Origin of the sequence: Streptacidiphilus sp. MAP5-3 (assembly GCF_041262505.1) — a bacterium.
Taxonomy (GTDB): Bacteria; Actinomycetota; Actinomycetes; order Streptomycetales; family Streptomycetaceae; genus Streptacidiphilus.
Genome location: NZ_JBGCCL010000004.1, coordinates 38,726 through 62,980 on the forward strand (window position 1 = coordinate 38,726; position 24,255 = coordinate 62,980).

Genomic DNA, 24,255 nt, shown 5'->3' on the forward strand with positions numbered 1-24,255 from the left:
ACGGTGGCAGGCTCAGGAGCATGGCTGGCGACATCCGGGTCGTGGTGGCCGACCGGCGGCGTTCGGTCGCCGAGATGCTCGCGCTGGGGCTACGGCAACTGGGCATGACGCCCCTGCCCGTCACCGGGATGCGCGCCGCCTGCCAAGCGGCCGCTGAGCAGCACGCGGACGTCGTAGTCGCCGACATCGGCCTCCTGCTCGCCGCCAACCGGTCCGGCGGTCGCAGCACCTCGACTCGCAGCGCGTCGACCCGCAGCACCTCGACCCACAGTGCCTCGACCCGCAGTGCCTTCACCGCCACCCCCTGGCCCGAGCGGTTGGGCGTGCCGCTGGTCGTGCTCAGCGACAGCACCCGCACCGACGACCTGGCCTGCGCGGCGGTACGCGCCGGAGTACGCGGCTGGGTGCCGAAGGACAGCTCGCTCCAGCACCTGCTGGCCGTGATCCGGGGCGTCCGGTCCGGTGAGACCTGGATTCCGCCCCGGCTGCTCACCCAGGTCCTTGCCGAGCTGACGACGCTCCACGACGGCCTGGAGCAGGACGCCGAGCGACTGGCCACCCTCTCCGCGCGCGAACGGGAGGTGTTGGACGGCCTCGCGGCCGGCCTGAGCCGGGCCGAGATCGGCCAACGGCTCTTCCTGTCCACCAACACGGTCCGCAGCCATGTCCAGAACCTCATGGCCAAACTCGACGTGCACTCCTCTGTCGCCGCGGTTGCTCTGGCCCACCGCGTGGGCCGCACACCCGGCTGATCAGCCGCCAACTGATGCGGGCGGCCGACTCACGCCGCTGCGCGACCGGCGGTGGTACGGCCGGGCGGGAGGCCGTGGGCGAGGTCCTCGGCCAGCAGGCGCTTGGCGATCGTGTCCACCGCTGCCCGGAGCTCCGCGCTGCGCGGGTGGCCCACGTCGGCTTCGAGCTGTGCGTTGAGCCAGCGAGCCCAGGCGCTGCTGATGGTCCGTGCCTCGGCCTCGCCCATCGGGGTGTGCGAGAGGAAGTCGTGATCGCGAGTCAGGTACCCCTCCGCCACCATCCGGTCGAAGACCGGGTCCAGCACCTCTGGCGGGATCCGCCTGCGGGCGGCGATCAGTCCGACCTGCGCGTAGCCGATGGTCCGGGTCAGCCCCTCGACCTCCATCACCGCCCAGGCCCCGGCCATGTCGAGACCGCTGTCGGAGCTGTGCACGATCTGGCGCGCGGTGTCCAGGTCGACCTTGCTGATGATCTTCGCGACCGCGAACTCCAGGTGCTGGTTGGAGTCGCTCCCGCTCGGCTGGGCAAAGCCCTCGCCTATGTCGGTGGAGGCGGCCCGTGCGGTGTCGCGCAGCCTGACCTGCTTGAGGAAGAGCGCCACCACGAAACCCAGCAGCGCCACCGGAACCGTCCACAGGAACACGGTGTGCAGGGAGTCGGCGTACGCGCTGATGATCGGCGCGGCCTGCGGCTTCGGCAGTCCGTGCAGTCCCTGCGGACTCGACGCGGCCTTGGCCAGGACAGCCGGGTTCTCGCCGGTCAGCCGGGCGGAGGTGGCGACGCCGGAGGCCAGGTTGGTCTTGAGCGTGTTGGTGTAGATGGTCCCGAAGACAGCGGTGCCGAAGGAGCTGCCCAGGGTTCGGAAGAAGGTGACACCGGACGTCGCAGTGCCCAGATCGGCGTACTCCACCGTGTTCTGCACCGCGATGGTCAGCACCTGCATGCACAGCCCGATCCCGAGACCGAGCACGAACATGTAGAGCGACGCCGACCCGGTCCCGGTCCCCGGCTTCATCAGGGAGAGGAGGTAGAGCCCGGCCGCCATGACGAGTGAGCCCCCCACCGGGAACCACCGGTACTGGCCGGTCTTGCTGACGACGTTGCCGCTGAAGATCGACGCCAGCAGCAGGCCGACGACCATGGGCAGCGTGCGCACGCCCGAGACGGTCGCCGAGTCGCCGTCGACGTACTGGAGGAAGGTCGGGAGGAAGGTCATCGCGCCGAGCATCGCGAAGCCGACGATGAAACTGAGCACCGAACAGACCGTGAAGACCGGGTTGCGGAACAGCCGCATCGGCAGCATCGGCTCGGCCGCCCGCGTCTCCGCCCAGCAGAACAGGCCGAGACCGGCGACCCCGCCCGCGAAGAGCGCGATGATCGTCGGCGACCCCCACGCGTACTCGTTCCCGCCCAAGCTGGTCGCCAGGATCAGCGCGCTCGCGCCGGCCGCGACCAGGGCGATCCCGAGATAGTCGATGACCGGCCGCACCGCCGACCGCACGGAAGGAATGGTCCGCGCGGCGGTGATGACGACGACGATCGCGATCGGGACGTTGACGTAGAACGCCCAGCGCCAGGTGAGGTGGTCCGTGAAGAGCCCGCCGAGCAGCGGTCCGATCACCGTCGCCACGCCGAAGACCGCACCGATCGCGCCCTGGTACTTGCCGCGCTCGCGCAGCGGGATCACGTCCGCGATCAGCGCCATCGACGTCACCATCAGCCCGCCCGCGCCCACGCCCTGCAGCGCGCGCCAGCCGATGAGCAGTGACATGTTGGTGGCCAGCCCACAGAAGAACGACCCGGTGATGAAGACGATGGCGGAGATCTGGAAGATCCGTTTGCGCCCGAAGAGGTCACCGAACTTGCCGACCAGCGCGGTGGAGACGGTCTCGGCAAGCAGATACGACGTCACCACCCATGACATGTGGGCGGCACCGCCGAGATCGGCGACGATCGTCGGCAGGGCGGTCCCCACGATGGTCTGGTCGAGCGCGGCCAGCAGCATCCCGAGCATGATCGTGCCGAAGACGATATTCCGCTGTCGGACGTCGAGGACGGGCGGCGCGCTCTGGGGTCGGTCGGCAACGGTGGTCATAGACGCAGCGTCACACCGAGTGACGGCCTGCGCTAGTTGGGGCGTCTGTGTCGGTGACGGGCGCGGTGCGCACGCGTGCGGGCGTGCCGGTGGGCCGCTTCCTGGGTGGGACAGCGGCTGGTCGGCGGTTCGTTGGCTATGGGCGGTGGGGGTAGCGGGTGTTGGGTGGGGGTGGGGTGTCGGGTGGTGGGACGGCTCGGGGTCGGCCGCCGCGCATCTCGAGTTCCCAGCCGGTGTGGTGGAGATCGGTGTGGTGTTCGTTGCAGAGCAGGGCGAGGTTGTCCAGGCTCGTCTCGCCACCGTCGGCCCAGTGGACCAGATGGTGCGCCTCGCACCAGGTGGGCGGCCGGTCGCAGCCGGGCCACACGCAGTGCCGGTCCCGGGCGATCACCGCGTCCCGCAGGTGCGCGGGAACAGTACGGGTGGCCCGGCCGATCGACAGCGGCTTGTCCTGACCCCGGGTGAGGATGACCCGGAGCTGGCAGTCACAGGACTCCTTCCGCGCCTGCCACGCCGGGAGCTGATAGCCGCGCGTCGTGGTCGCCGCCGCCTTCGGGCGCAGCAGCCCCGCCAGCTCATCCGTCTCGTCGGTGGCGAGGACCGGGTGGGTGGGGCAGGTGGTGCGCAGGGCGTCGAGGTCGGCGATCAGGGTCAGGTGCGGACGCTGCCCGCCCGTGGTGGGGAGCTTGTCCGAACCCAGCGCGAGATCGGTGACGGCTTCGAGGGCGTCGCCCATCCGCTCGGAATGCGTCCGGGTCTCGCCCTCGACGGGGGCGCCCATCGCCGCCTCCAGAGCCACCCGCAGCTTCTCCCCCGCCACCGGCGACAGCTCCCCCGACAGGACCCAGAACGGCCGGTCCGACGTCCCCGTGGCGGAGAGCTTGACCCAGGACTGGAACACCGCCGGAACCTCAGCAGCGTCCGCGTCCTGCTCAGGGATCAGGTGGGCGTGGATCTGCTTCGCGGCCTGGCGGACGTGCGCGAGGTGGAGCTTCGGGGTCTGCTCCACCATCAACACCTCCGCCGCGTGACGCGCGGCGACATCGTCGATGGGGGCGAGCTCCTTCGCGAGGATCTCGACCTGGTCCGTGGACAGGACGCCATCGGCCTGGGCCTGACGCACCGTCGGCAACTTGTCCAAGTCCCGCGCTAGATTCACCAGGCGGTTCGCGTGGCCCTGCGCCATCTGCGCATGCGTCCGCAGGAAACCCTTCGTCGAACGACACCGCACGGCCGTCGCACCACCCACGCGGTCGAACACCGCGAGACGGCGCAGCTTCTGCGCGTCCAGCATCTCCGTCACACGCTCAAGCGCCAGGAACTGCTCCGCGAGGAAATCCACACCCGCACCCAGCAGCGCGTCATCACCCTCATCCGCAAGCGCCGTCAACAACTCCCGCGCACACCCCGGAAGAGTCCGCAACGGATCAACGAACCGCGCCTGACGCGACGAGGAAGGAGTACCGGACACGAACCGGGAACCCGCCGCATCCCGCGGCAGACCCAGCCAGTCATCACCAGCCAGAGAAGGAGAAGGAATTGAGGGGTCACGGGGATCCGAACCGGAAAAGGAACCCTCGGACTCCGGGGACCCACCCCACCCATGGACGCCATCTCCGTCTTCACACCCGCCCCCGAACATCGAGGCGTCCATAGAACAATTATGACACTCCATTCAGCCCACACCAAGCCCCAGCGGTCCCCCACACGAGTGAAAACCCCCAGGTCACATCGGCTTTGACGCTACCTCGGAAGGAAGACCGGCCCCCGCCCCAACCTTGAGAGCCGCGCAGCATCGCAGTACGGTCGAACGGTGATCCTTCCCAAGGTCCGCGACCCGCGGTTCATCACTGTCCGCCGCGGTGGGACGCTCACAGACCCCGACCATCAGCTCCTGGCGATGTGGGCCGCCGACTGCGCGGAGCACGTGCTGCATCTCTTCGAGTCGGTGCAGCCATCGGACCTCCGACCGCGTCAGGCGATCGCGCAGGTTCGGGCGTGGGTGCGCGGAGAGATCAGGATGTCCGAGTCGCGTGCAGCGGGTGGCCATGCCATGGCTGCGGCACGGGTGTTGAGCGGAGCGCCGCGTCATGCGGCATTCGCTGCCGGCCAGGCCGCGGTGGTGGCGCATGTCGCTGCGCATGAACTGGGCGCTGCAGCCTATGCGATCAAGGCCGTGCAGGCGGCGGCACCTGCAGACGAGGCCGAGGGCGCCGGACGAATCGAGTGCCGCTGGCAGCGCGAACAGCTCCCGGATGCGATCCGCGAACTTGTCCTGGACGACCAGCGCCTGCGCAACGAGATCTGCTGGTCGGTCTTCGACTGAAGCGGAACGGCCGACGCCACCGGACACAGCCGGTGGCGTCGGCCGCAGCCGCGATTCAGATGATCGGCGGGCGGCCCAGGCGGGTCATCCGCCACACCGTCGACCAGCGCATCGGGCGGCGCGGGCCGGCGGGTTCGCGCCAGCCGGCGGCGAAGCCGCGGAGCCAGGCGCGGAGGGTGTCGCCGGACGGACGGCGCGCGACGGTGAGCAGGAACCACGCCCCGAGGTAGACCGGGACCAGCGGCGCGGGCAGGTTGCGCCGGGCGAGCCAGACGCGGTTGCGGGCGACGTTGTGGTTGTAGGTGGCGTGCCGCGAGGGAAGCGTGCGCGGGTGGCGCAGCACGACGTCGGGGCGGTATTCGATATTCCAGCCCGCGTCGAGGGCGCGCCAGGCGAGGTCGGTCTCCTCGTGGGCGTAGAAGAACTCACCCGGTAGCTGGCCCGCCGTCGCGAAGACAGCAGACCGGACGGCGCTCGCGCCGCCGAGGAACGTGGTGACCCGCGAGGGGCGCATCGGGTCGGAGGCGCGCAGGCGAGGCACGTGGCGGCGCTGCGTGAGGCCCTCCTCGTCGGCGATGCGGAAGGAGACGATGCCGAGCTTCGGGTCGGCCGCGAAGGCCTCGCGCAGCTTCTCGGCGGAGTCGTCCAGCGTCAGCAGGCCGTCGTCGTCGAGGAAGAGGACGACGTCGACGTCGCGTCCGTCCGAGCCGAAGGCCTCGATACCGACGTTGCGTCCGCCCGGGATGCCGAGGTTCTCGGGGACCTCGACGCCACGCACGCCCTCGGGGAGTTCGGGCAGCGGCGCGCCGTTGGCCACGACCACGACCTCGACGGCCGGGCCGCGCTGCGCGGCCACGGAGTCGAGCAGCGCGCGCAGTTCGACCGGACGGTTGCCCATGGTGATGACGACCGCGCCGAGCTTCAGGTGGTCGGCCTTCGCCGCATCCGTGCTCTTCGCCGCATCCGTGGCCTTCGCCTCGTCCGCGTTCTTCGCCTCATCCGCCACGGCGCTCACCGGAGCCGGCTCGAGAGGACGATGCTGAGCAGGTGCAGCAGGGTCTGCAGCAGCGCGATGCCCGCGAGGACGGCGACCGCGAGGCGGCTGAAGAAGAGCCCGCCGTGGACCGCGTCCGCGATGCCCGCCGCCAGGATGACGAGCGACGCCTCGACGCCGCCGATCAGACGGTGGAACTTGAGCGCAGAGGCCAGCTTCCGGGCCTTGGCGACGCCCGCCGCGCGCGGGACCGAGGCCGAGTCCTCGACCGCCGTCAGGCCGCGGCGGATCCGGGCGACGTCGACGAGGTCGGTCTCCGCCTTGATCAGGATCGCGCCGAGCGCGGACAGCGTGCCGAGGAAGGCCCAGAGCCAGGCCCGCGAACCGTCGTGCTGGAACAGGTCGGCGGCGCGGAGACCGAAGCCGGTCAGCAGCGCGGCCTCGGAAAGGTAGTGACCGATCCGGTCCAGGTAGACGCCGGTCGTGGAGGTCTGCTTGCGCCAGCGGGCAAGTTCGCCGTCGACGCAGTCGAGGCCGAGGTAGACCTGGATCAGCAGGGCGCCGAGGACCGCGCCCCAGATGCCGGGGAGCAGCAGGACCGCGCCGGCGAGCACGCCCGCGACCATCATCAGCCAGGTCAACTGGTTCGGCGTGACCGGGGCGTTGACCAGGTGGCGGGTCAGGCGCGAGGAGATCCGGCGCATGTAGATGCGCCCGGCCCAGTGCTCGCCGGAGCGGCGGTCGAGCAGGCCCTCCGGGTGCGCGACCGCGCGGAACTCGGCGAGCGACGGCTTGGGGCCCTTGGCCCTGGGCCGGCTCGCCGCGGGCTGGTTCTCCACGGACTGGTTCTCCACGGACTGGTTCTCCGCGGGCTGGTTCTCCGTGGGCTGGTTCACTGCGGACTCCGAACGAGCGGACTCAGCAGACTCAGACTCAGGAGAGGCGGAGTCAGGAGCAGACGTCTTTGACATAGGAGGTGTACGCGTCCCGGATGGCGGAGGTGTCGAGATCGAGGTGTTCCAGGATGGTGTAGCGGCCTGGACGAGTTTCCGGAGCATAGTGCACGGCTGCGACGAACTCCTGGTCGGTGAAGCCGATCTGGTCGGCCGTCACCGGGAGGCCGTGGCGGCGCAGCGACTGCACCATCTGGCCCGCCACCGGCAGGTCACCCCGCAGGTAGGTGGCGAAGGCGGCACCGAGGCCGCACTGTTCGCCGTGCTGGGCCTTGCGGTCCGGGTAGAGGATGTCGAGCGCGTGGTTGATCTCGTGGCAGGCGCCGCTGGCGGGGCGGCTGCTCCCGGCGACGTTCATGGAGATACCGGTGAGCACCAGCGCCTCGGCCAGCGCGATCAGGAAGTCGTTGTCGGCGATCGTGCCGGGGTGGCGCAGGATGGTCTCGCCCGCGGTGCGGGCCATGGCCGCGGCCAGGCCGTCGACGCTCTCGCGGGTCTCGCGCTGGGACAGCTCCCAGTCGGCGATACAGGAGATGTTGGAGATCGCGTCGCCGACTCCCGCCGCGACGAACCGCGCGGGGGCGCGGCGGATCACGTCGAGGTCGACGATCATCCCAATCGGGCTGGGCACGCCGTAGGAGCCGCGTCCGGCGTCGTTGTCGAGCGTCGAGACCGGCGAGCAGAGGCCGTCGTGGGCCAGGTTGGTGGCGACCGCGACGATCGGCAGGCCGACGCGGGCCGCCGCGTACTTGGCCACGTCGATGATCTTGCCGCCGCCGAGCCCGACCAGCGCGTCGTAGTGGCCGCCCTTGACCTGGTCGGCCAGCTTCACCGCCGCGTCGAGCGTGCCGTCCGCGACCGTGAACCAGGCCGCGCCCGGGAGCTGCGGCACGAGGCGCTCGCGCATCGCCGCGCCGGAACCGGCGCTGACCGCGACCGCGATCCGGCCGGACGCGGCGATGCGCTGGTCCGCCAGGACCGCGCCGAGGTCGTCGAGCGCTCCGGCGCGGATGTCGACGACCAACGGCGAGGGGACCAGTCGGGTCAGTACCGGCACGCGATCTCCCGGCCCTTGGCGAGGTCCTCGTGGTTGTCGACCTCGACCCAGGAGACCTCGCCGATCGGCTGGGTGTCGATGCGCAGGCCGCGGTCGATCATCTCCTGGTAGCCGTCCTCGTAGTACAGCTGCGGGTCGCGCTCCCAGGTGGCCTGCAGGGCCGAGGCCAGGTCGTCGGCGGCGGAGGGGTTGATCAGCGTGACGCCGATGTACTCGCCGGTCGCGTCGGCCGGGTCCATCAGCTTGGTGATCCGGCGGGCGCCCTTCTCGGGGTCGACCGTGACCTTCATCTCCTCGTCGGCCAGCTTCTTGACCGTGTCGAGGGCCAGCAGCACGCCGGGGGCGTGGCCCGCGGCCGTCATCCGGGCGTTGGCCTCGAGCAGGGTCTGCTCGACCGCGTGCGGGTGGATGGTGTCGCTGTTGGCGAGGATCACGCCCTCCCGGAACAGCTCGCGGGCGCACCAGACGGTGTACGCGTTGTTCCAGGCCTCGGCCTTGGGGTTCTCCACCAGGTGCAGGCGGACGCCGTGGCGCTGCTCCAGCGCGGTCTTGCGCTCGCGGATCGCGTCGGCGCAGTAGCCCACGATGATCGCCACGTCGCGCATGTCGACCTCGGCGAAGTTGCGCAGGGTGATGTCGAGGATGGTCCGCTCGCCGTCGACCGGCACGAGCGCCTTGGGGAGCGTGTCGGTGTAGGGACGGAGGCGGCTGCCTGCGCCTGCGGCCGGAACAAGGCCGATCATGTGGAGTCTCCAGTGCTTCGGTTTCGCTTCTCGCGGACGGTCGCCCCCCACCCCGCCGCGCAGATCATCATTGCGGACCGTAGCGCCGTGGGACAAGCCAAGGCCCGTCTGCTGGCCTTTTGCGGCAGACTGTACCCCTGCCGGGCAGCTACCGGGCCAGGCGTGGACGCGACCTCTGTGAAAGGTGATCCATGACCGCCACCACCGTGACGACGACGGACGAGATCCTGCTCGAACTGGTCGACGAGCAGGGCCGGACGATCGGCACGGCCGAGAAGCTCTCCGCGCACCAGGCCCCCGGCCGGTTGCACCGGGCCTTCTCCGTGTTCCTCTTCGACGAGCAGGGCCGGATGCTGCTCCAGCAGCGTGCGCTGGGCAAGTATCACTCCCCCGGTGTGTGGTCGAACACGTGCTGCGGCCACCCCTACCCGGACGAGCCGCCGTTCGTCGCCGCCGCCCGCCGTACCGCCGAGGAGCTCGGCGCGGCTCCGGTGCGGCTGCAGCAGGCCGGGACGGTGACCTACGACCTGCCCGACGAGGCCTCCGGGCTGGTGGAGCGCGAGTACAACCACCTGTTCGTGGGCGTGGCGGACTCCACCTTCACCCCGAATCCGGACGAGGTCGCCGCGACGTCCTTCGTCACGCCGGAGGAGCTGGCCGAGCTCCAGGGCCAGAAGACGTTCTCGGTCTGGTTCCCCACGGTCCTGGACGCGGCCCGGCCGACGATCCGCGCCGTCTTCCCGAACGCGGGCTGGTAAGCCCGTCCCGGAAAGCCACGAAGGGAGCCCCGGTCGCCCGCGCGGCCGGGGCTTCGTTGTGAGCGGGCTCCGGTGCCAGCGGGCTCCGGTGTCGCGCGGCTCCAGCGTCACGGGATGACGGCCAGCACCAGGTACGCGCCCAGGATCGACAGGTGCACGCCGCCCTGGAGCGGTGTGGAGCGGCCCGGAACGATCGTGAGAGTGCCGACGACCATGGTCAGCGCCAGCAGGACCATGTGCGTGGAGTCCAGGCCGAGGACGAGCGGGCCGCTCAACCAGATCGAGGCGACCGCGACGGCGGGGACGGTCAGGCCGATGCTGGCCATGGCGGAGCCCAGGGCCAGATTGAGACTCGTCTGCACCCGGTCCCTGCGGGCGGCGCGGACGGCGGCGATGGTCTCCGGCAGCAGCACCAGCAGCGCGATCACCACGCCCACCACCGAGGACGGCAGCCCGGCGGCGGCGACGCCGTGCTCGATCGTCGGGGACTCGACCTTGGCGAGGCCCACCACCGAGACCAGCGCGACCGCGAGCAGCCCGAGGCTGGTCAGCACCTCGCGTCGGGTCGGCACGTGGGCGTGCTCGTCGCCGTCGATCACCTCGCCGGCCCGGGCGAGCGGGAGGAAGTAGTCGCGGTGCCGGACCGTCTGGGTGAGCACGAAGAGGCCGTAGAGCACGACGGAGGCGGTGGCCGCGAAGGCCAGCTGACCGGGCGCGAAGCGCGGCCCCGGGGTGCTGGTGGTGAAGCGCGGCAGCACCAGGCTGAGCGTGGCCAGGGTGGCGACGGTGGCCAGCATCGCGCCGGTCCCCTCGCTGTTGTAGACGGCCACGCGGTGCCGCAGTGAGGCGCTGAGCAGGCAGATTCCCATGATCCCGTTGCAGGTGATCATGACGGCGGCGAAGACGGTGTCCCGGGCGAGCGTCGCGTTCTTCTCGCTGCCGTCGGCCATCAGCGTCACGATCAGCGCGACCTCGATGGCGGTGACGGCCACGGCCAGGACGAGCGAGCCGAAGGGCTCGCCGACCTTGTGGGCGATCACCTCGGCGTGGTGGACGGCGGCGAGGACGCCGCCCGCGAGGAAGACGGCGACCAGCGCGACCAGCGCCCAGGGCAGTGCGCGGCCCCAGGTGGCCGCGAGGACGAGCAAGGCGAGCACCGGTACGTAGACGGTCCATTGCTGGGCATATCGGCGCAAACAATCACTCATGCCCATGAGACTGCCAGATTCATCACACTTCTCCCGCGTCGGCGCGACGACGGGCACTCAATGGACGACGGCCACTCAATAGACAGGGAAACTCAACAGGCAACCTTGCAAATTCACCTGTCGACCTTCTAGGGTGGTCGTATGGCCACCACCGATCCCGCCGACCGCAACGATCCCGCCCGTCCCGCCGATCGCACCGAACCCGCTGCCCTTGCGGTCGAGCTGCACGGCGTGCTCGGGCTGATCGCGCGTCGGGCCAGGGCGGCGTCCGCCGAGAGCGAGCTCACCGCGTCGCAGCGCTCCGCAGCGGCGCGGCTGCTGCACGAAGGCCCGGCCACGACCGCTGATCTGGCGCGGGCCGAGTACGTGCGGCCCCAGTCGATGCGGTTGACGCTCGGCGCGCTGGAGGAGCGCGGCATGGTCCACCGCACCCCGCACCCGACCGACGGACGGCAGGTGCTGGTCGAGCTGACCGACGCCGGGCGGGAGCAGATGCAGGCCGTGCTCCAGGCCAAACAGGACTGGCTCAGCCACGCCCTGGCCACCGACCTGGACGAGGCGCAGCGCGCGACGATCGCCGCCGCGCTGCCGCTTCTGCGCGCCCTCGCGGGCGAGGCGGCACAGGCGTGACGGCCACGTCCGACCTCTCGACGCGGTCGAACTCCCAGGCGGACACACGCAAGGCGTTCAGCGGCACGATGATGACGCCGCTGCTGATCGGGGTCGCGCTCAACCCGATCAACTCGACGATGATCGCCACCGCGCTGGTCTCCATAGGCACGGCCTTCGGCGTCGGCGTGTCCAGCACCGCGTGGCTGGTCGCGATCCTCTACCTGGCCAGCGCCGTGGGACAGCCCACCATGGGCAAGCTGGCGGACCTCATCGGTCCGCGTCGGATCTTCCTGACCGGACTGCTGGTAGTGGTCGCCGCGGGCCTTGTCGGCGCGCTGGCACCGGCGTTCGGGTGGCTGATCGCCTCCCGGGTGCTGCTGGGCATCGGCACCTCGGCCGCCTACCCGTCGGCGATGGCGATGCTGCGCGCCGAGACCCGCCGCACCGGTGTCGAGGCGCCGCGCACGGTCCTCGGGCGACTCTCGCTCGCCTCGCTGTCCAGTGCGGCGGTCGGTCCGGTGCTCGGCGGCGCGCTGGCGGCGACGCTGGGGTGGCGGGCGGTCTTCGCGGTCAACATCCCGCTGGCACTCGTGGCGCTGCTGCTCGCGCTGCGCTGGGTCCCGGGCGACGCACGCGGGACGGCGCAGCAACAGGCCGACGGACAGCGGGCCGACGGACAACCGGCCCACGGACAGTCTGCCGACCGGGCGCGGACCCTGACGCTGATCGACCTGCCCGGCATCACGCTCTTCGCGGCCACCATCGCCACGCTCATGCTCTTCCTGATGAACCTGTCCCGGCCGCAGTGGCTGCTGCTGGGACTGGCGCTGGTGCTCGCCGCCGTCCTGGTCCGGAGGCAACTCCGGGCCCCGCACCCGTTCCTGGACCTGCGGCTGCTCGGCCGGAACCCAGGGCTGACCCGGACCTTCCTGCGCAGCGGGCTGACCTACCTGGTGCTCTACTGCATGCTCTACGGCTACTCGCAGTGGCTCCAGGACGGGCACGGCTTCAACGCCTTCCACGCCGGTCTGATCGCTCTGCCGATGTCCGCGACGGCCGCCGTCTTCTCCCTGCTCGGGGCGCGGACCAGGACGCTGCGCGCCCCGCTGGTCGCGCTGACGCTGCTGCTGACCGCCGGGTCCGCGCTGCTGCTGACGGTCGATCACCGGTCGTCGGTGCTGCTGCTGGTGCTGGTCAGCGCGCTCTTCGGGGTCGGGCAGGGGCTGGCGTCCAGTTGCAACCAGGCCGCCCTCTACGCCCAGGCGCCGACGGATGGCGTCGGGGCCGCGGCCGGACTGCAGCGGACCTCGATCTACCTCGGCGCGATCCTGTCGTCCTCCGTCATCGCGCTGCTCTACGGCACCCGCGCCACCGACGGCGGCCTGCACGGGGTCGCGGCGGTGATGGGCGTGCTCTGCGTCGCCCTGATCGCCCTCACCACCGCGGACCGCGCGCTGCGCCGACGGCGCTGAGCCGCACCCGACTACCTACCGACGCACACGAGTTCAACCCGTACGACACGTACAACGAGAAGAAAGCAGGCTGCACATGGCTGCCACCACGATCGACCCGACCACCGCCCTGGTCCTGATCGACCTGCAGAAGGGCATCGCCGCCTTCGCCAAGGACCACGGCATCGACGAGGTCCTGGCCAACTCCGAGCGCCTGGTCGCCGCGTTCCGCGAGCGCGGGCTGACCGTCGTGCAGGTCAACGTCACCGGCGGCGCTGCGGGACGCACCGAGCAGCAGCGCCCGCTGCACGACCTGCCCGCCGACTGGGCCGAGCTGATCATCCCGGCCGAGCCGGGCGACATCACCGTCACCAAGCAGACCTGGGGCGCCTTCCACGGCACCGAGCTGCACGCGGAGCTGGAGAAGCGCGGCGTGACCCAGATCGTTCTCGTCGGCGTCGCGACCAGCGTGGGCGTCGAGTCGACGGCCCGTGCCGCGTACGAGCACGGCTACCACGTCACGCTGGCCACGGACGCGATGACCGACATGGACCCGGTCTCGCACGAGCACAGCATCGCCCGGGTCTTCCCCAAGCTCGGCGAGACCGGGACCACGGAGGAGATCCTCGCCCTGCTGGGCTGACCACCTCTCTGGCCAGCCCCGGCTCTCTGATCAGCCCGGCTCGCTGCTCAGCCCCGGCCGAGGTACGGCATGCCCGTGGCCATGATGGTCATGAACGGCACGTTGACGTCCAGTGGCAGTGAGGCCAGGTGGACCACGGTCGAGGCGACATGGGCCGCGTCCATCACCGGCTCGACGGCGATCCGGCCGTCGGCCTGGAGGATGCCGTGGGTCATCCGCTCGGTCATCTCGGTGGCGGCGTTGCCGATGTCGAGCTGGCCCACGGCGATCCGGTGCGCGCGGCCCTCCAGGCCGAGGGACTTGGTCAGGCCGGTCATGGCGTGCTTGGTCGCCGTGTAGGCGACGCTGTTGGGGCGCGGGACGTGGGCGGAGATCGAACCGTTGTTGATGATCCGTCCGCCCTCCGGCCGCTGCTCGCGCATCAGCGCGAAGGCGGCCTGGGCGACGAGGAACGAACCGGTGAGGTTGACGTCCACGACCGCGCGCCACTGCGCCGCCGGGATCTCCTCGGCGGGCGCTGCCGCCCCGAACGCGCCCGCGTTGTTGAAGAGCAGGTCGAGGCGGCCGTAGCGGGAGCGGATCTGGTCGAAGACCCGGGCCACCTCGGCCTCGTCGGTGACGTCCGCGGGGGCCACGAAGGCCTCGGCGATCTCGGCGGCCGTCTCCTTGAGCGCGTCCTCGCGACGGCCGGTCAGCACGACCGTCCAGCCCGCCCTGCCGAGCGCCCGCGCGGTGACTCTGCCGATGCCCGATCCGGCGCCGGTGACCAGCGCGATCCGGCTCGGCCTCAGCTCTTCTTCCTCCACGGACATGCGGCTCCTCCCGTCGCTCTCACCGTACCGCTCGGTTCCCGGTACACCGGCCGTGACGCTGTCCGCGCGTCAGCGTGGCAGCGAGGCGGAGGTCACCCTACGCTGTTCGGACATCGAACGGTGATGCCATGTCAGTCGGCGGACACCGCCGCCCGCATGCCCCTTCGGGCCCTCCCCTCGGACCATCGGAGTCGTGCCGCCATGCCTCGTCCTTCCGCGTTCGTCCGCATTGTCATGAGAGCTGCCACCAGAGTCGCCACCGCAGCTGTCACCTCCGCAGCCGTCGCGTGCGGGTCACTGCTCGCCGCCGCACCGGCGCAGGCGTCCCCCGCCGCACCCCACTTCCCGGTCCCGGTGCGGCTCGGAGGCGCCGATCAAGTGATCACCGTCCAGGCGCATGGCAGCTACGCGACCGTCACCGCCTGGCAGTGGACACGCGGCGGCTGGCGCGTCGTCGTGCGCAGCACGGCGGCGCGGATCGGCGCACGCGGGGTCGTGAACGGGACGACGCGCGTGCAGGGCAGCTACCAGACGCCGACCGGCACGTTCTCGATCACCCAGGGCTTCGGGAACGGCCCGAACCCGGGCACCCGGATGCCCTACCACCACGTCACCGCGCACGACTGGTGGGTCGAGGACCGGGCCTCGCGCTACTACAACCGGATGCGCACCGACACCCTCGGGGGCTTCCGGCTGACCGAGGCCGGGGTGGACGGCAGCGAGCACCTGGCCGACTACCCGGTGCAGTACCACAACGTGCTGGTCATCAACTTCAACACGGACCCCGCCGTACGCGGGCGCGGCGCGGGCATCTTCCTGCACGACCTCAGCACGAGCGGCGGCCCGACGGCGGGCTGTGTGGCCGTGCCGTCGGGCGTGCTGACCACGATCATGCGCTGGATCGCACCGGCCGGTCATCCGGTCATCGCGATCGGTTGATCGCGTGCGTTCCTACCGCCCGGGCGCGCGGTCCGGTCGGCGGTCGAGGACGCGGAAGGTGATACCTGCGGCGACCAACCGGTCGATCAGGGCGGTGCCGCAGGCGGCTGCCGTGGTGAGCTGGCCGGACGTCTTCGGCAGGTCGTCGAAGGCGAGGCAGAGGGCGGTCTCGGCGAGCATCTTCGCCGTCTCGCCGTAGCCGGGGTCGCCACCCGCGACCTCGGTCCACACCTCCCGTCCGCCGCTGCGGCCGACGAACCTGACGGTGAACCAGCTCCGTGCCCGCCGGGCCGCGTCCGGTCCGGCCCCGGACGGGCGGAGCGAGGTCAGGGCGCGCAGCAGCGGCGGGACCTGCGCGGCGAGCGCCATGCCGACCACTCCGACCAACCCGCCCGCCGCGACCGGCAGCCGCTTGACCGCCGCGTAGTGGCCGTAGCGGAAGTCGATCCCGTACTCGGGCCGCGCGGCGGCGGAGCGGAGCACGATCTGCGGGTCGATGGACGGCATGGGGATCACCCAGGCGTGCGCGTCCTTCGACCAGCGCGGGCCGACCGCCGCGCCGCGCACGGTACGGCCGGTCGGCCGCCCCTCCGCCACCCGGCGGGCGCGGGCCGCCTGGAGTGTCTGCCGGCCGCGTGCGAAGGCCGTCAGCGCGGAGGCCAGCGTCCCACCGGAGAAGGTGCCGGAGACCCGGACGAACCCCTCGACGGCGACCTGGTCACCCGCGCTCTCCGCCGCGTCGCCGCCTGCGTCCCTGAGCGCGCTGACGGTGAAGAGCGCGCCCAGGTCGTGCGGCACCGAGTCGAAGCCGCAGGCGTGCAGCAGTCGGGCGCCGGTGGCCACCGCGCGGTCGTGGTAGCGGGTGTACATCAGGTCGACGAACTCGGGCTCGCCGGTGAGGTCCACGTAGTCCGTGCCCGCCTCGGCGCAGGCGGCGACCAGCGGTTCGCCGTACTGCTGGTAGGGGCCGACGGTGGTGATCAGCACGCGGGTCGAGCGCGCGACGGCGGCGAGCGAGTCGGGGTCCGCGCTGTCGGCGACCAGAACCGGCAGGTCGGGCAGGTCCAACCGCTCGCGCAGGTGCTCCAGCTTCTCCCGGTTGCGGCCCGCCACCGCCCAGCGGCAGCCCTCGGGTGCGTGCCGGGCCAGGTACTCGGCGGTCAGGCCGCCGGTGAACCCGGTGGCACCGAACAGAATGACGTCATACGTGCGTTCCGCCTCCATGCCGCGCACTCTAGCGCTACTCCGCAGTAGCAAGCATCGGCTTGTCAGCAAGAAGCGACTTGTAGGCAAGAAGGCAGACCGATGTGCGCGTCGGGTCCTGCCCCTGGACCAGTCGGGCGTCGACGGTGAAGCCCGCCTTGCCGAGCTGCGCCGCGACGTCCTCGGCCCGGTGGCGGTGGAGGACCAGGTCCACGTCGTGGCCGTAGGGACAGTCGAGCTGCTTGCGCCCGCCGGTCCCACCGTGGAAGCCGAGCAGCAGCTGTCCGCCCGGGACCAGGACCCGGTGGAACTCCGCGAAGGCGGCGGGGAGTTGATCCGGCGCCGTGTGCACGAGCGACCACCAGGAGACGAGTCCGCCGAGGCTCGCGTCCGCCAGGTCCAGCCGGGCCATCTCGCCGACCTCGAACCGCAGTTGCGGGTGGCGCTGTTCCGGATGGCGCTGTTCGGCGATCCGCACCATCTCCGGGGACAGGTCGACGCCGAGCATCGGGAGTCCGAGCGCGTGCAGATGCGCCGTCACATGACCGGGGCCGCACCCGACATCGGCTACGGGCAGCGCCAACTCGCCCTCACGGGCCACGCGTTCGGCGAAGGCGGCGAGCATCGCCCGGCCGACGACGTCCTGCTCGAAACGCTCGGGCACAACGGCGGCGTAGGTCTCGGCCACCGTGTCGTACGCGCCGCGCGTGCGCTCCACCCGGTCCGCTTCGCTCACGACATCGCTCACGCCGCAGGACCCTAACAGCGCGGGGGCGGATTCCGGGGCGCTAGGCTCTCGTCACGTACGTGTACGCGCGGAAGCCTGGCTGCGACCGGCGGGCCGAACTAAGCCTTCGGGCGGGCGCGGACGTGGGCGCGTTCGCCCTGCTTGCCGAAGAGGCTGAGGAACTCGACCGGCTCGGCGTCGGCCCGGCCGAACCAGTGCGGCAGGCGGGTGTCGAACTCGGCCGCCTCGCCGGGCGTCAGGACGAGATCGTGCTCGCCCAGGACCAGGCGCAGGCGCCCGTTGAGGACGAAGAGCCACTCGTAGCCCTCGTGCGTCTGCGGTTCCGGCTCGTCGCGGCGGCTGGCAGCGGGGATCACCATCTTGTACGCCTGGATGCCGCCGGCCCGACGGGTCAGCGGCAGCACGGTCATCCCGTGGTGGGTGATGGGGCGCAGATGGACGCGCGGATCGCCGGTCGGCGGCGCGTCGACGAGCTCGTCCAGGGTGACACCGTGCGCGCGGGCCAGCGGCAGCAGCAGCTCCAGCGTGGGCTTCCGACTGCCGGACTCGAGCCGGGAGAGCGTGCTGACGGAGATGCCTGTGCTCTCGGAGAGCTCGGCGAGCGTGGCCTGCCGCTGCTGCCGCAGGGCACGCAGCCGGGGTCCGACTCCGTCGAGTGCGCGGTCCAGATCCTCGTCCATGGATCCAGCCTGCCTCGCTTTTGCCGGATCGGCAACGTGGCTTGCCGTCCGGTCCGGGCCGGTCGCACCGTGGGCCGCAGGAGGTGGTCACCATGACCCGCAGTACCGATCTGGAGACGTACGACACCCTGGAGAACATCCGCGACGCCTACGACGTGGTGGTGGTCGGCGGTGGCGCGGCCGGGCTGAGCGGTGCACTGATGCTGGCCCGCTCGCGCCGCACGGTCCTGGTCGTCGACGCGGGCGAACCGCGCAACGCTCCGGCCGAGGGCGCGCACGCACTGCTCGGCCTCGACGGGATCCGTCCTACGGATCTGCTGGCACGGGGCCGCGCGGAGGTGCGCGGCTACGGCGGACACGTCGTCCCCTGCGCGGTGACGGCAGTGACGGCGGGCACGGCGGTGACGCAGAGCACCGAAGGCTTCCGCATCGCGCTGGCCGACGGCCGCAGCGTCGGGGCGCGGCGGGTGCTGGCGGCGACGGGGCTCGTCGACCAGCTGCCCGACATACCGGGCCTGCGCGGGCGGTGGGGCAAGGACGTGGTCCACTGCCCGTACTGCCACGGCTGGGAGGTCCGCGACCAGGCGATCGGCGTGCTGGCGACGGGGCCGTTCTCGGTCCACCAGGCGTTGCTGTTCCGGCAGTTGAGCGACGACGTGGTCTTCTTCGCCCACAGCCGCCCCGCGCCGACCGGAGAGGAGGCCGGGCAACTGGCCGCGCGCGGGATCCGGGTCGTGACGGGCGCGGTGGCAGCGGTCGAGACCGGGACCCTGGGGTCCGGCGCCGAGCGGGACCGGCTGACGGGCGTCCGGCTGGCCGACGGGACGGTCGTCCCGCGCGAGGCCCTGGCGGTGGCGACCCGGATGGTGGCCCGCGCCGACTTCCTGGCCCCGCTCGGCCTGCGGCCGGTGGTACACCCGTCGGGCGTCGCCGAGCACATCCCGGCCGACCCGACCGGTCAGACCTCGATCCCCGGTATCTGGGTCGCGGGCAACATCACCGACCCCACCGCCCAGGTCAGCCACTCCGTCGCGGCGGGCGCGACGGCCGGTGCGCGCATCAACGCCGACCTGGTCGCCGCCGAGGCCCGCGCGGCCGTCGCCGCACGGGCTTCGTCGGCAGCATCCTGACGTACCGTCAGACTGCACACCCAGGCTCACTCGGCGAAGAGCGTCTGCGCGACATGGAGGGTGTCGGCGTACTCGCGGACCGAGGTGATCAGGCCGTCCCGGACCGTGAAGACGCCGACGCAGCGGTTGTCGTAGCGGTGGCCGTGGGCGGTGGTGCCGGTCGAGGTCCATTCGGCGACGACCTGGTCACCGTCGGCGATGAGATTGGTGAGGACGACCTCGGGGGTTCCGTCGGGGGCGAAGAGGGCGCCGGCGCCGACGAGGAAGTCGTTGACGATGGCGTCGCGGCCCTGCCAGACGCGGCTGAGCGGGAGGGTGGTGCCCGGGTAGGTCCAGGTGGCGTCCTCGGCGAAGCTGGCGACGATGGTGTCCAGGTCGCCCTTGGCGACGGCCTCGACGTAGGCGGCGACGACGGCGCGGGGATCGGTGGTGGCGACGGTCATGGCAGAAGCTCCTCAGATGCGGGTCAGGCAGGAATTCGATTCAGGCGACGGTCAGTACGGCGTTGCCGCGGATGCGGCGTTCGCTGAGGTCGGTCAGGACGTCTGCGGTGCGGGTCCAGTCGGCGACCAGGCCGATCTCGGGGTGCAGCCGGTCCTCGGCGACCATGCGGACCAGGGTGGCCAGGTCGTCGCAGTAGGCCTCGCCGGGGGCGGCTGCGGCGTAGCTGAAGTGACGGATCGTCACTCCTGCTGCGCCGCGCAGCAGGTCGAAGAAGCTCAGCGTCACGGGCTCGCGGCTGGCCTGGCCGAACCAGATCAGCGTCCCGCTCGGGACCAGGCGGTCGAGGGCGGCCGGGAGGTTGCTGCCGCCGGTCGACTCCAGCGCCAGGTCGAACGGTCCGGTCACCGCCTCAACTGTGGGCACCACGGTCGCGCCGAACTCGCCCAGCCGGGCCCCGCGTTCGGGCGAGGAGCTGACGGCGGTCACCACCGCGCCTGAGGCGACCGCGAGTTCGACGAAGTAGTGGCCGACGCCGCCGGACGCGCCGGTCAGCAGCACCCGCTTGCCCAGGACCCCACCCGTGGCGCGCAGCAGGCGCAGGGCGGTGAGCCCGGCCAGCGGGAGCGCTGCGGCCTGACGGGTCGTCACCCGCTCCGGCAGGCTGGCCACCGACGCGGTCGGCACGGCCACGTACTCGGCCCAGCCGGAGGCCGGCGGGTGGGCGACGACGCGCTCGCCGACGGCGGGGCCGCTGCCGTCCGCCGCAGACTGGACGACGAGTCCGGCGACGTCCTTGCCGGGCCGCCAGCCGGGCGGCGGGCTCTCCAGCAGGAAGGTCTCGCCGCGGTTGACGGAGTAGGCGTCGACCTTCAGCAGCAGTTCGTCGGCCTTGGGCTCGGGCTGCGGCAGTTCGGCGAGTTCGACGGTGCGGTCCGCTCGTCCCGTCGCGATGAAGCCCTTCATGGTGCGTCCCCTTCTCCTGAGTTGCTTTCGCCTGGGTTGCCGCCGGGATCTCCCGGGTTCTCCCGCGTTCTCCCGACGGGAACCAGCAAACCTCGCCGGCGGCTACCGCTCCAACAACCGGAACGCGGGCACGACAACCGATGTTTGTGGGCGAGAATGACGGACCATGACCGCAGTCGATCTTGACCTGGCCCAGGTGCGCGCCTTCGTCGCCGTCGCCGAGCAGTTGAGCTTCAGCCGCGCCGCGGAGTCGCTCGCGCTGACGCAGCAGGGGCTGTCCAAGCGGATCGCCCGACTGGAGGAGGCGCTGGGCGCCCGCCTCTTCGACCGCGAACGGACGGGTGTCCGGCTGACCGGGGACGGGGAGCGCCTCCTGGAACCCGCGCGGACGGCGCTGGCGGCCGGGGACGCGGCGGTCGACGCCGTGCGGGGCGGCATGCGGCCGATCCGGTTGGACGTGTGGGGGCACCTCTTCGAGCCGCTGCGCACGGTCCGCGAGGCGCTGGCGGGAGAGGGGGCCCCGCAGGTGGAGGTGGGCCCGGGGCGCGATCTGCCGGGCGTGGCCGCCGCGTTGACGCGCGGGGAGACGGGCGTGGGGTTCGGGCGCTTCCACCCACTGGACGACGGCGCGGAGCGCGTGCTGGCGCACCGGCTGGTGCGGCTGGAGCCGGTGGACGTGGTGCTCGCCGCCGACCACCCGCTGGCCCGCTGCGCGGAGCTACGGCCGTCGCAGCTCGCGGAGTTGACGCTGGTGCCACCCGCGGCGGCCGGTCGACTGGACTTCCTGGGGCGGTTCGCGGAGCGGTTCGGAGTCCCGCTGCTGGCGGGTGAGGCCAACCTGGGCCTCGACCACCTGCTGGCGCGGGTCCGCGCGACGCCGAACGGCTGCACACTGCTGCCGTCGGAACTGCCGCTGGACCTGGGCAGCCCAACTCCCGGCGGTCCCGCAGGACTCACGGTTCCCGCGGGTCCGGCGGGTCTCGTCACGGTGCCGCTGGTCGACCCGACGCCGCTCTACGCCTGGTCGTTGGTGTGGCACCGGGACCGTCCGGTCCCGGGCCTCCCCCGTCTGCTCCGTGCGTTCGCGGACGCCGGTCGCAGTCGTCGCTGGCTGGAGTACCAGCCCGGCCGGGACTGGCTGCCCGAGTCCGACCGCGACGCAGCGTTGACCGGACGTCAGGAGCCGTGACCCGGCGCGTGGGTCACTGCGGTGCTGTGCTCGACAGCACCGGACTTACTGGTTCTGCTGGCCCTGCTGGTCCTGGCCGCCGCCGTAGGTCTGCTCGAGCTGGTCGAAGCCCTGGTTGATCTCGCTGTCGAAGTGGTTGCCGGTCTCCTGGTCGGCGAAGTTCTCGGCCTGCTGGACACCCTCGTCGACCAGCGACGGGTCCTGCTTGGCGAAGTCCTCGGCGTCGCGCGCGATGTCACCGAAAGCGCTCATGGGTGGACCGCCCTTCTGTGTGTCGGCCCTGCCGCGGATTGCGGAGGTCCGGTTGGTGGAGGGACTGACTCCGGTTGAGCGTAGTCGTCACCCTGCCGACGCGACGGCCAACCGCGCGTTCACACCTGAGTGTTTACCGAGCCTTTCCCAGGGTCTTTCCCAGTGCCCGACCCTCTTTCCAACTGCTCGACAGAGACGGCCTCCCGGTCCAGGACCGGGAGGCCGTCAGCTGCGTCTGGTCACCGCGCCGTCAGACCTCAAGGGTGACGTCGTAGTTGCGCAGCCAGGTGTCCATGGCCAGCACGACCTCGGCGGAGTTGCGCAGGTCCGGGCCCGGGGCGGTGGCGACGGCGTCGCTGACCGCGCCGAGGTCGAGCAGGTCGCGGACCGGCGCGTTGCGGTCGGCGAGCACGTCCCGCAGGTCGTCGCGGAGCACCTCGGCGTACGAGGGGTCCTGGGTGGACGGGTAGGGGCTCTTGACGCGTTCGGCGACCACGTCCGGCAGGACGTCGCGGGTCGCGGCACGGAGCAGGGACTTCTCCCGGCCGTCGAAGGTCTTCATCGCCCAGGGGGCGTTGAAGACGTACTCGACCAGTCGGTGGTCGCAGAACGGGACGCGGACCTCGAGGCCGGTGGCCATGGAGGCGCGGTCCTTGCGGTCGAGTAGGAACTGGACGAAGCGGGTGAGGTGGAGGTAGCTGATCTCCCGCATCCGGCGCTCCAGGCCGGTCTCCCCCGCCAGCCGCGGCACCTCGGCGAGGGCCTCCTGGTAACGGGCCTGCTGGTAACCGGGGATGTCGACCTTGCCGAGCAGCCCGGGGGCGAGCAGCGCGTCACGGCTGAGCCGGGTCGGCTGGGCGGCGAAGCCCCGCTGGATGGCCCAGAGCCAGGGGAACGTGTCGGCAGCGACGGCCTCGGGGTCGTGGAACCACGCGTAGCCGCCGAAGATCTCGTCCGCCGACTCGCCGGACAGCGCCACCGTCGTCTGCTCGCGGATGGCCTTGAAGAGCAGGTAGAGCGAGGTGTCGCCCTCCCCCATCCCGATCGGCAGGTCGCGGGCGAGCAGGACCGCGTCGCGGTGGTCCCGGTGCGTCAGGGTGGCGGTGTCGAGGACGATGTCGCGGTGGTCGGCGGCCACGTGCTCGGCAAGGGCGTGGGCGTAGGGGCCGTCGGGCGTGGCGCGCATCGCGTCGGGGCGGAAGTTCTCCGTCTGGCCGACGAAGTCGACCGCGAAGGACCTGATCGGCCCGTTCCCGTTCTCCCGCAGCGCCTTGGCGGCGAGAGCGGTGATGGCGGAGGAGTCGAGACCGCCGGAGAGCAGCGTGCACAGCGGCACGTCCGCGATCAACTGCCGTGCCACGATGTCGTCGAGGAGCTCGCGCACGTGGTGGACGGTGGTGTCGACGTCGTCGGCGTGCTCCTGCGCCGTCAGCGCCCAGTACCGACGCTCGGTCAGGCCGCCGCGACGCACCCGCAGGGTGTGGCCGGGGCGCAGTTCGCGCATGCCGCGGTAGACGGCGTGGCCGGGGGTCTTCACGACGGTGAGCAGCTCGGCCAGGCCCTCGGCGTCGACGACGGCACGGGCGAGCGGGTGGGCGAGGATGGCCTTGGGCTCGGACCCGAAGAGGACGCCGTCCGGAGTCGGGTAGTAGTACAGCGGCTTGATGCCCATCCGGTCGCGGACCAGCAGCAGCTCCTCGCTGCGCGGGTCCCACAGCGCGAAGGCGTACATGCCGTTCAGGCGCTCGGTGAAGCTCTCGCCCCACTCCAGGTAGGCGTGCAGCGCCACCTCGGTGTCGCTGACGGTGGTGAAGGCGTGGCCGCGGGCGGCGAGCTCGGCGCGCAGCTCACGGTAGTTGTAGATCTCGCCGCTGTAGGTGGTGGCGAGCAGGGTGCGACCGTCGTGGGTGACGGTCATCGGCTGGGCGCCGCCTTCGAGGTCGATGACGGCCAGGCGGCGGTGCCCGAGGGCCGCGTGGGTGTCCAGCCACACGCCGCCGGCGTCGGGGCCGCGGTCGTTCATGGTGGCGTTCATGGCGGCGAGGGTGGCGTGTTCGTTCGTCAGGTCCCGGTCGTAGGAGACCCATCCCGTGATCCCGCACATATGGCTCGGTTGCCCTTCTGCAAGGGTCGACGTTCCACCCCGGATGGGCGGGGCGTCGGCAGTCCGCCGGTGGGAGCGGACATGATCACGCTAGGTCGATTGGGTGTAGTTCGCAATTATTAGCCTCCGTCAGGGTCATGTTCCAGACAAACCGTGGCGTGGGGCTTGAGCTCGGCAGACGCAGTGGAACCCGCAACG

24 protein-coding genes are annotated in these 24,255 nt (G+C 71.5%); 9 read left to right on the plus strand and 15 right to left on the minus strand.

All coding sequences use genetic code 11. The features are described 5' to 3' along the window. Positions 1-20: 20 nt before the first annotated feature. Positions 21-752: a DNA-binding response regulator gene (locus tag ABH928_RS08705; RefSeq protein WP_370063883.1), complete on the plus strand. Its 732-nt coding sequence runs from the start codon at positions 21-23 to the stop codon at positions 750-752. Positions 753-781: 29 nt separating this feature from the next. On the opposite strand, the gene ABH928_RS08710 is transcribed toward ABH928_RS08705, so the two are convergent. Together ABH928_RS08710 and ABH928_RS08715 are read right to left on the minus strand one after the other, a co-directional pair. After that, entirely contained in the window at positions 782-2,848 is a 2,067-nt protein-coding gene (locus ABH928_RS08710; protein ID WP_370063885.1) for an MDR family MFS transporter, read from the minus strand. Positions 2,849-2,984: 136 nt separating this feature from the next. Next, on the minus strand, positions 2,985-4,241 hold the full coding sequence (locus tag ABH928_RS08715; protein WP_370063887.1) for a DUF222 domain-containing protein: 1,257 nt from the start codon (positions 4,239-4,241) through the stop codon (positions 2,985-2,987). 420 nt (positions 4,242-4,661) lie between these two features. Here ABH928_RS08715 and ABH928_RS08720 point away from each other — a divergent pair, with 420 nt between their 5' ends. Then, entirely contained in the window at positions 4,662-5,174 is a 513-nt protein-coding gene (locus ABH928_RS08720) for a putative immunity protein (RefSeq protein ID WP_370063889.1), read from the plus strand. A 55-nt stretch (positions 5,175-5,229) separates the two neighbouring features. Here the strand turns inward: ABH928_RS08720 and ABH928_RS08725 are convergent, their stop codons facing one another. The 4 genes from ABH928_RS08725 to ABH928_RS08740 form a co-directional block, all read right to left on the minus strand. Next, positions 5,230-6,099, minus strand: a complete 870-nt coding sequence (locus ABH928_RS08725; RefSeq protein WP_370064417.1) for a glycosyltransferase family 2 protein — start codon at positions 6,097-6,099, stop codon at positions 5,230-5,232. An 86-nt stretch (positions 6,100-6,185) separates the two neighbouring features. Further along, positions 6,186-6,917 carry a CDP-alcohol phosphatidyltransferase family protein gene (locus ABH928_RS08730; RefSeq protein ID WP_370064419.1) on the minus strand — a complete coding sequence of 244 codons (732 nt, stop codon included), beginning with the start codon at positions 6,915-6,917 and terminating at the stop codon, positions 6,186-6,188. Between the two features lie 199 nt (positions 6,918-7,116). Next, on the minus strand, positions 7,117-8,178 hold the full coding sequence (locus ABH928_RS08735; protein ID WP_370063891.1) for an iron-containing alcohol dehydrogenase family protein: 1,062 nt from the start codon (positions 8,176-8,178) through the stop codon (positions 7,117-7,119). Next, entirely contained in the window at positions 8,166-8,921 is a 756-nt protein-coding gene (locus tag ABH928_RS08740) for a sugar phosphate nucleotidyltransferase (protein ID WP_370063893.1), read from the minus strand. The genes ABH928_RS08735 and ABH928_RS08740 overlap by 13 nt, the downstream gene beginning before the upstream one ends. 191 nt (positions 8,922-9,112) lie before the next feature. On the opposite strand from ABH928_RS08740, the gene idi reads away from it, so the two are divergent. Next, positions 9,113-9,679, plus strand: coding sequence for an isopentenyl-diphosphate Delta-isomerase (gene idi, locus ABH928_RS08745; RefSeq protein ID WP_370063895.1), 567 nt, complete (start codon positions 9,113-9,115; stop codon positions 9,677-9,679). 107 nt (positions 9,680-9,786) lie between these two features. Here idi and ABH928_RS08750 read toward each other — a convergent pair whose 3' ends face one another. After that, positions 9,787-10,887 carry a calcium:proton antiporter gene (locus ABH928_RS08750; protein ID WP_370063897.1) on the minus strand — a complete coding sequence of 367 codons (1,101 nt, stop codon included), beginning with the start codon at positions 10,885-10,887 and terminating at the stop codon, positions 9,787-9,789. 141 nt (positions 10,888-11,028) lie between these two features. Here ABH928_RS08750 and ABH928_RS08755 point away from each other — a divergent pair, with 141 nt between their 5' ends. The 3 genes from ABH928_RS08755 (at position 11,029) to ABH928_RS08765 (ending at position 13,593) form a co-directional block, all read left to right on the plus strand. After that, positions 11,029-11,517 carry a MarR family winged helix-turn-helix transcriptional regulator gene (locus ABH928_RS08755; RefSeq protein WP_370063899.1) on the plus strand — a complete coding sequence of 163 codons (489 nt, stop codon included), beginning with the start codon at positions 11,029-11,031 and terminating at the stop codon, positions 11,515-11,517. Continuing rightward, complete coding sequence (locus ABH928_RS08760) at positions 11,514-12,971, plus strand: MFS transporter (RefSeq protein ID WP_370063901.1); 1,458 nt, start codon at positions 11,514-11,516, stop codon at positions 12,969-12,971. The genes ABH928_RS08755 and ABH928_RS08760 overlap by 4 nt, the downstream gene beginning before the upstream one ends. A 76-nt stretch (positions 12,972-13,047) precedes the next feature. After that, positions 13,048-13,593, plus strand: a complete 546-nt coding sequence (locus ABH928_RS08765; protein ID WP_370063903.1) for an isochorismatase family protein — start codon at positions 13,048-13,050, stop codon at positions 13,591-13,593. 47 nt (positions 13,594-13,640) lie between these two features. Here the strand turns inward: ABH928_RS08765 and ABH928_RS08770 are convergent, their stop codons facing one another. After that, entirely contained in the window at positions 13,641-14,405 is a 765-nt protein-coding gene (locus ABH928_RS08770; RefSeq protein WP_370063905.1) for an SDR family oxidoreductase, read from the minus strand. Positions 14,406-14,639: 234 nt separating this feature from the next. Here ABH928_RS08770 and ABH928_RS08775 point away from each other — a divergent pair, with 234 nt between their 5' ends. Continuing rightward, positions 14,640-15,344, plus strand: a complete 705-nt coding sequence (locus ABH928_RS08775) for a L,D-transpeptidase (RefSeq protein ID WP_370063907.1) — start codon at positions 14,640-14,642, stop codon at positions 15,342-15,344. Between the two features lie 12 nt (positions 15,345-15,356). Here ABH928_RS08775 and ABH928_RS08780 read toward each other — a convergent pair whose 3' ends face one another. The 3 genes from ABH928_RS08780 to ABH928_RS08790 form a co-directional block, all read right to left on the minus strand. Then, on the minus strand, positions 15,357-16,568 hold the full coding sequence (locus ABH928_RS08780) for a trans-acting enoyl reductase family protein (protein ID WP_370063909.1): 1,212 nt from the start codon (positions 16,566-16,568) through the stop codon (positions 15,357-15,359). Between the two features lie 16 nt (positions 16,569-16,584). Beyond that, positions 16,585-17,295: a class I SAM-dependent methyltransferase gene (locus ABH928_RS08785; RefSeq protein WP_370063911.1), complete on the minus strand. Its 711-nt coding sequence runs from the start codon at positions 17,293-17,295 to the stop codon at positions 16,585-16,587. A gap of 98 nt (positions 17,296-17,393) precedes the next feature. Further along, positions 17,394-17,975: a helix-turn-helix domain-containing protein gene (locus tag ABH928_RS08790; protein ID WP_370063913.1), complete on the minus strand. Its 582-nt coding sequence runs from the start codon at positions 17,973-17,975 to the stop codon at positions 17,394-17,396. A gap of 92 nt (positions 17,976-18,067) precedes the next feature. On the opposite strand from ABH928_RS08790, the gene ABH928_RS08795 reads away from it, so the two are divergent. Further along, positions 18,068-19,105 (plus strand): NAD(P)/FAD-dependent oxidoreductase, encoded by a 1,038-nt coding sequence (locus ABH928_RS08795; protein WP_370063915.1) that lies wholly within the window; start codon positions 18,068-18,070, stop codon positions 19,103-19,105. A 26-nt stretch (positions 19,106-19,131) separates the two neighbouring features. Here the strand turns inward: ABH928_RS08795 and ABH928_RS08800 are convergent, their stop codons facing one another. Further along, complete coding sequence (locus ABH928_RS08800) at positions 19,132-19,548, minus strand: nuclear transport factor 2 family protein (RefSeq protein WP_370063917.1); 417 nt, start codon at positions 19,546-19,548, stop codon at positions 19,132-19,134. A gap of 40 nt (positions 19,549-19,588) precedes the next feature. Continuing rightward, entirely contained in the window at positions 19,589-20,512 is a 924-nt protein-coding gene (locus ABH928_RS08805) for a zinc-binding dehydrogenase (RefSeq protein WP_370063919.1), read from the minus strand. A 166-nt stretch (positions 20,513-20,678) separates the two neighbouring features. On the opposite strand from ABH928_RS08805, the gene ABH928_RS08810 reads away from it, so the two are divergent. Next, positions 20,679-21,701: a LysR family transcriptional regulator gene (locus ABH928_RS08810; protein WP_370063921.1), complete on the plus strand. Its 1,023-nt coding sequence runs from the start codon at positions 20,679-20,681 to the stop codon at positions 21,699-21,701. A gap of 45 nt (positions 21,702-21,746) precedes the next feature. Here ABH928_RS08810 and ABH928_RS08815 read toward each other — a convergent pair whose 3' ends face one another. Next, complete coding sequence (locus ABH928_RS08815) at positions 21,747-21,953, minus strand: Rv0909 family putative TA system antitoxin (protein ID WP_370063923.1); 207 nt, start codon at positions 21,951-21,953, stop codon at positions 21,747-21,749. A 250-nt stretch (positions 21,954-22,203) separates the two neighbouring features. After that, entirely contained in the window at positions 22,204-24,057 is a 1,854-nt protein-coding gene (asnB, locus tag ABH928_RS08820; protein WP_370063925.1) for an asparagine synthase (glutamine-hydrolyzing), read from the minus strand. Positions 24,058-24,255 lie beyond the last annotated feature (198 nt).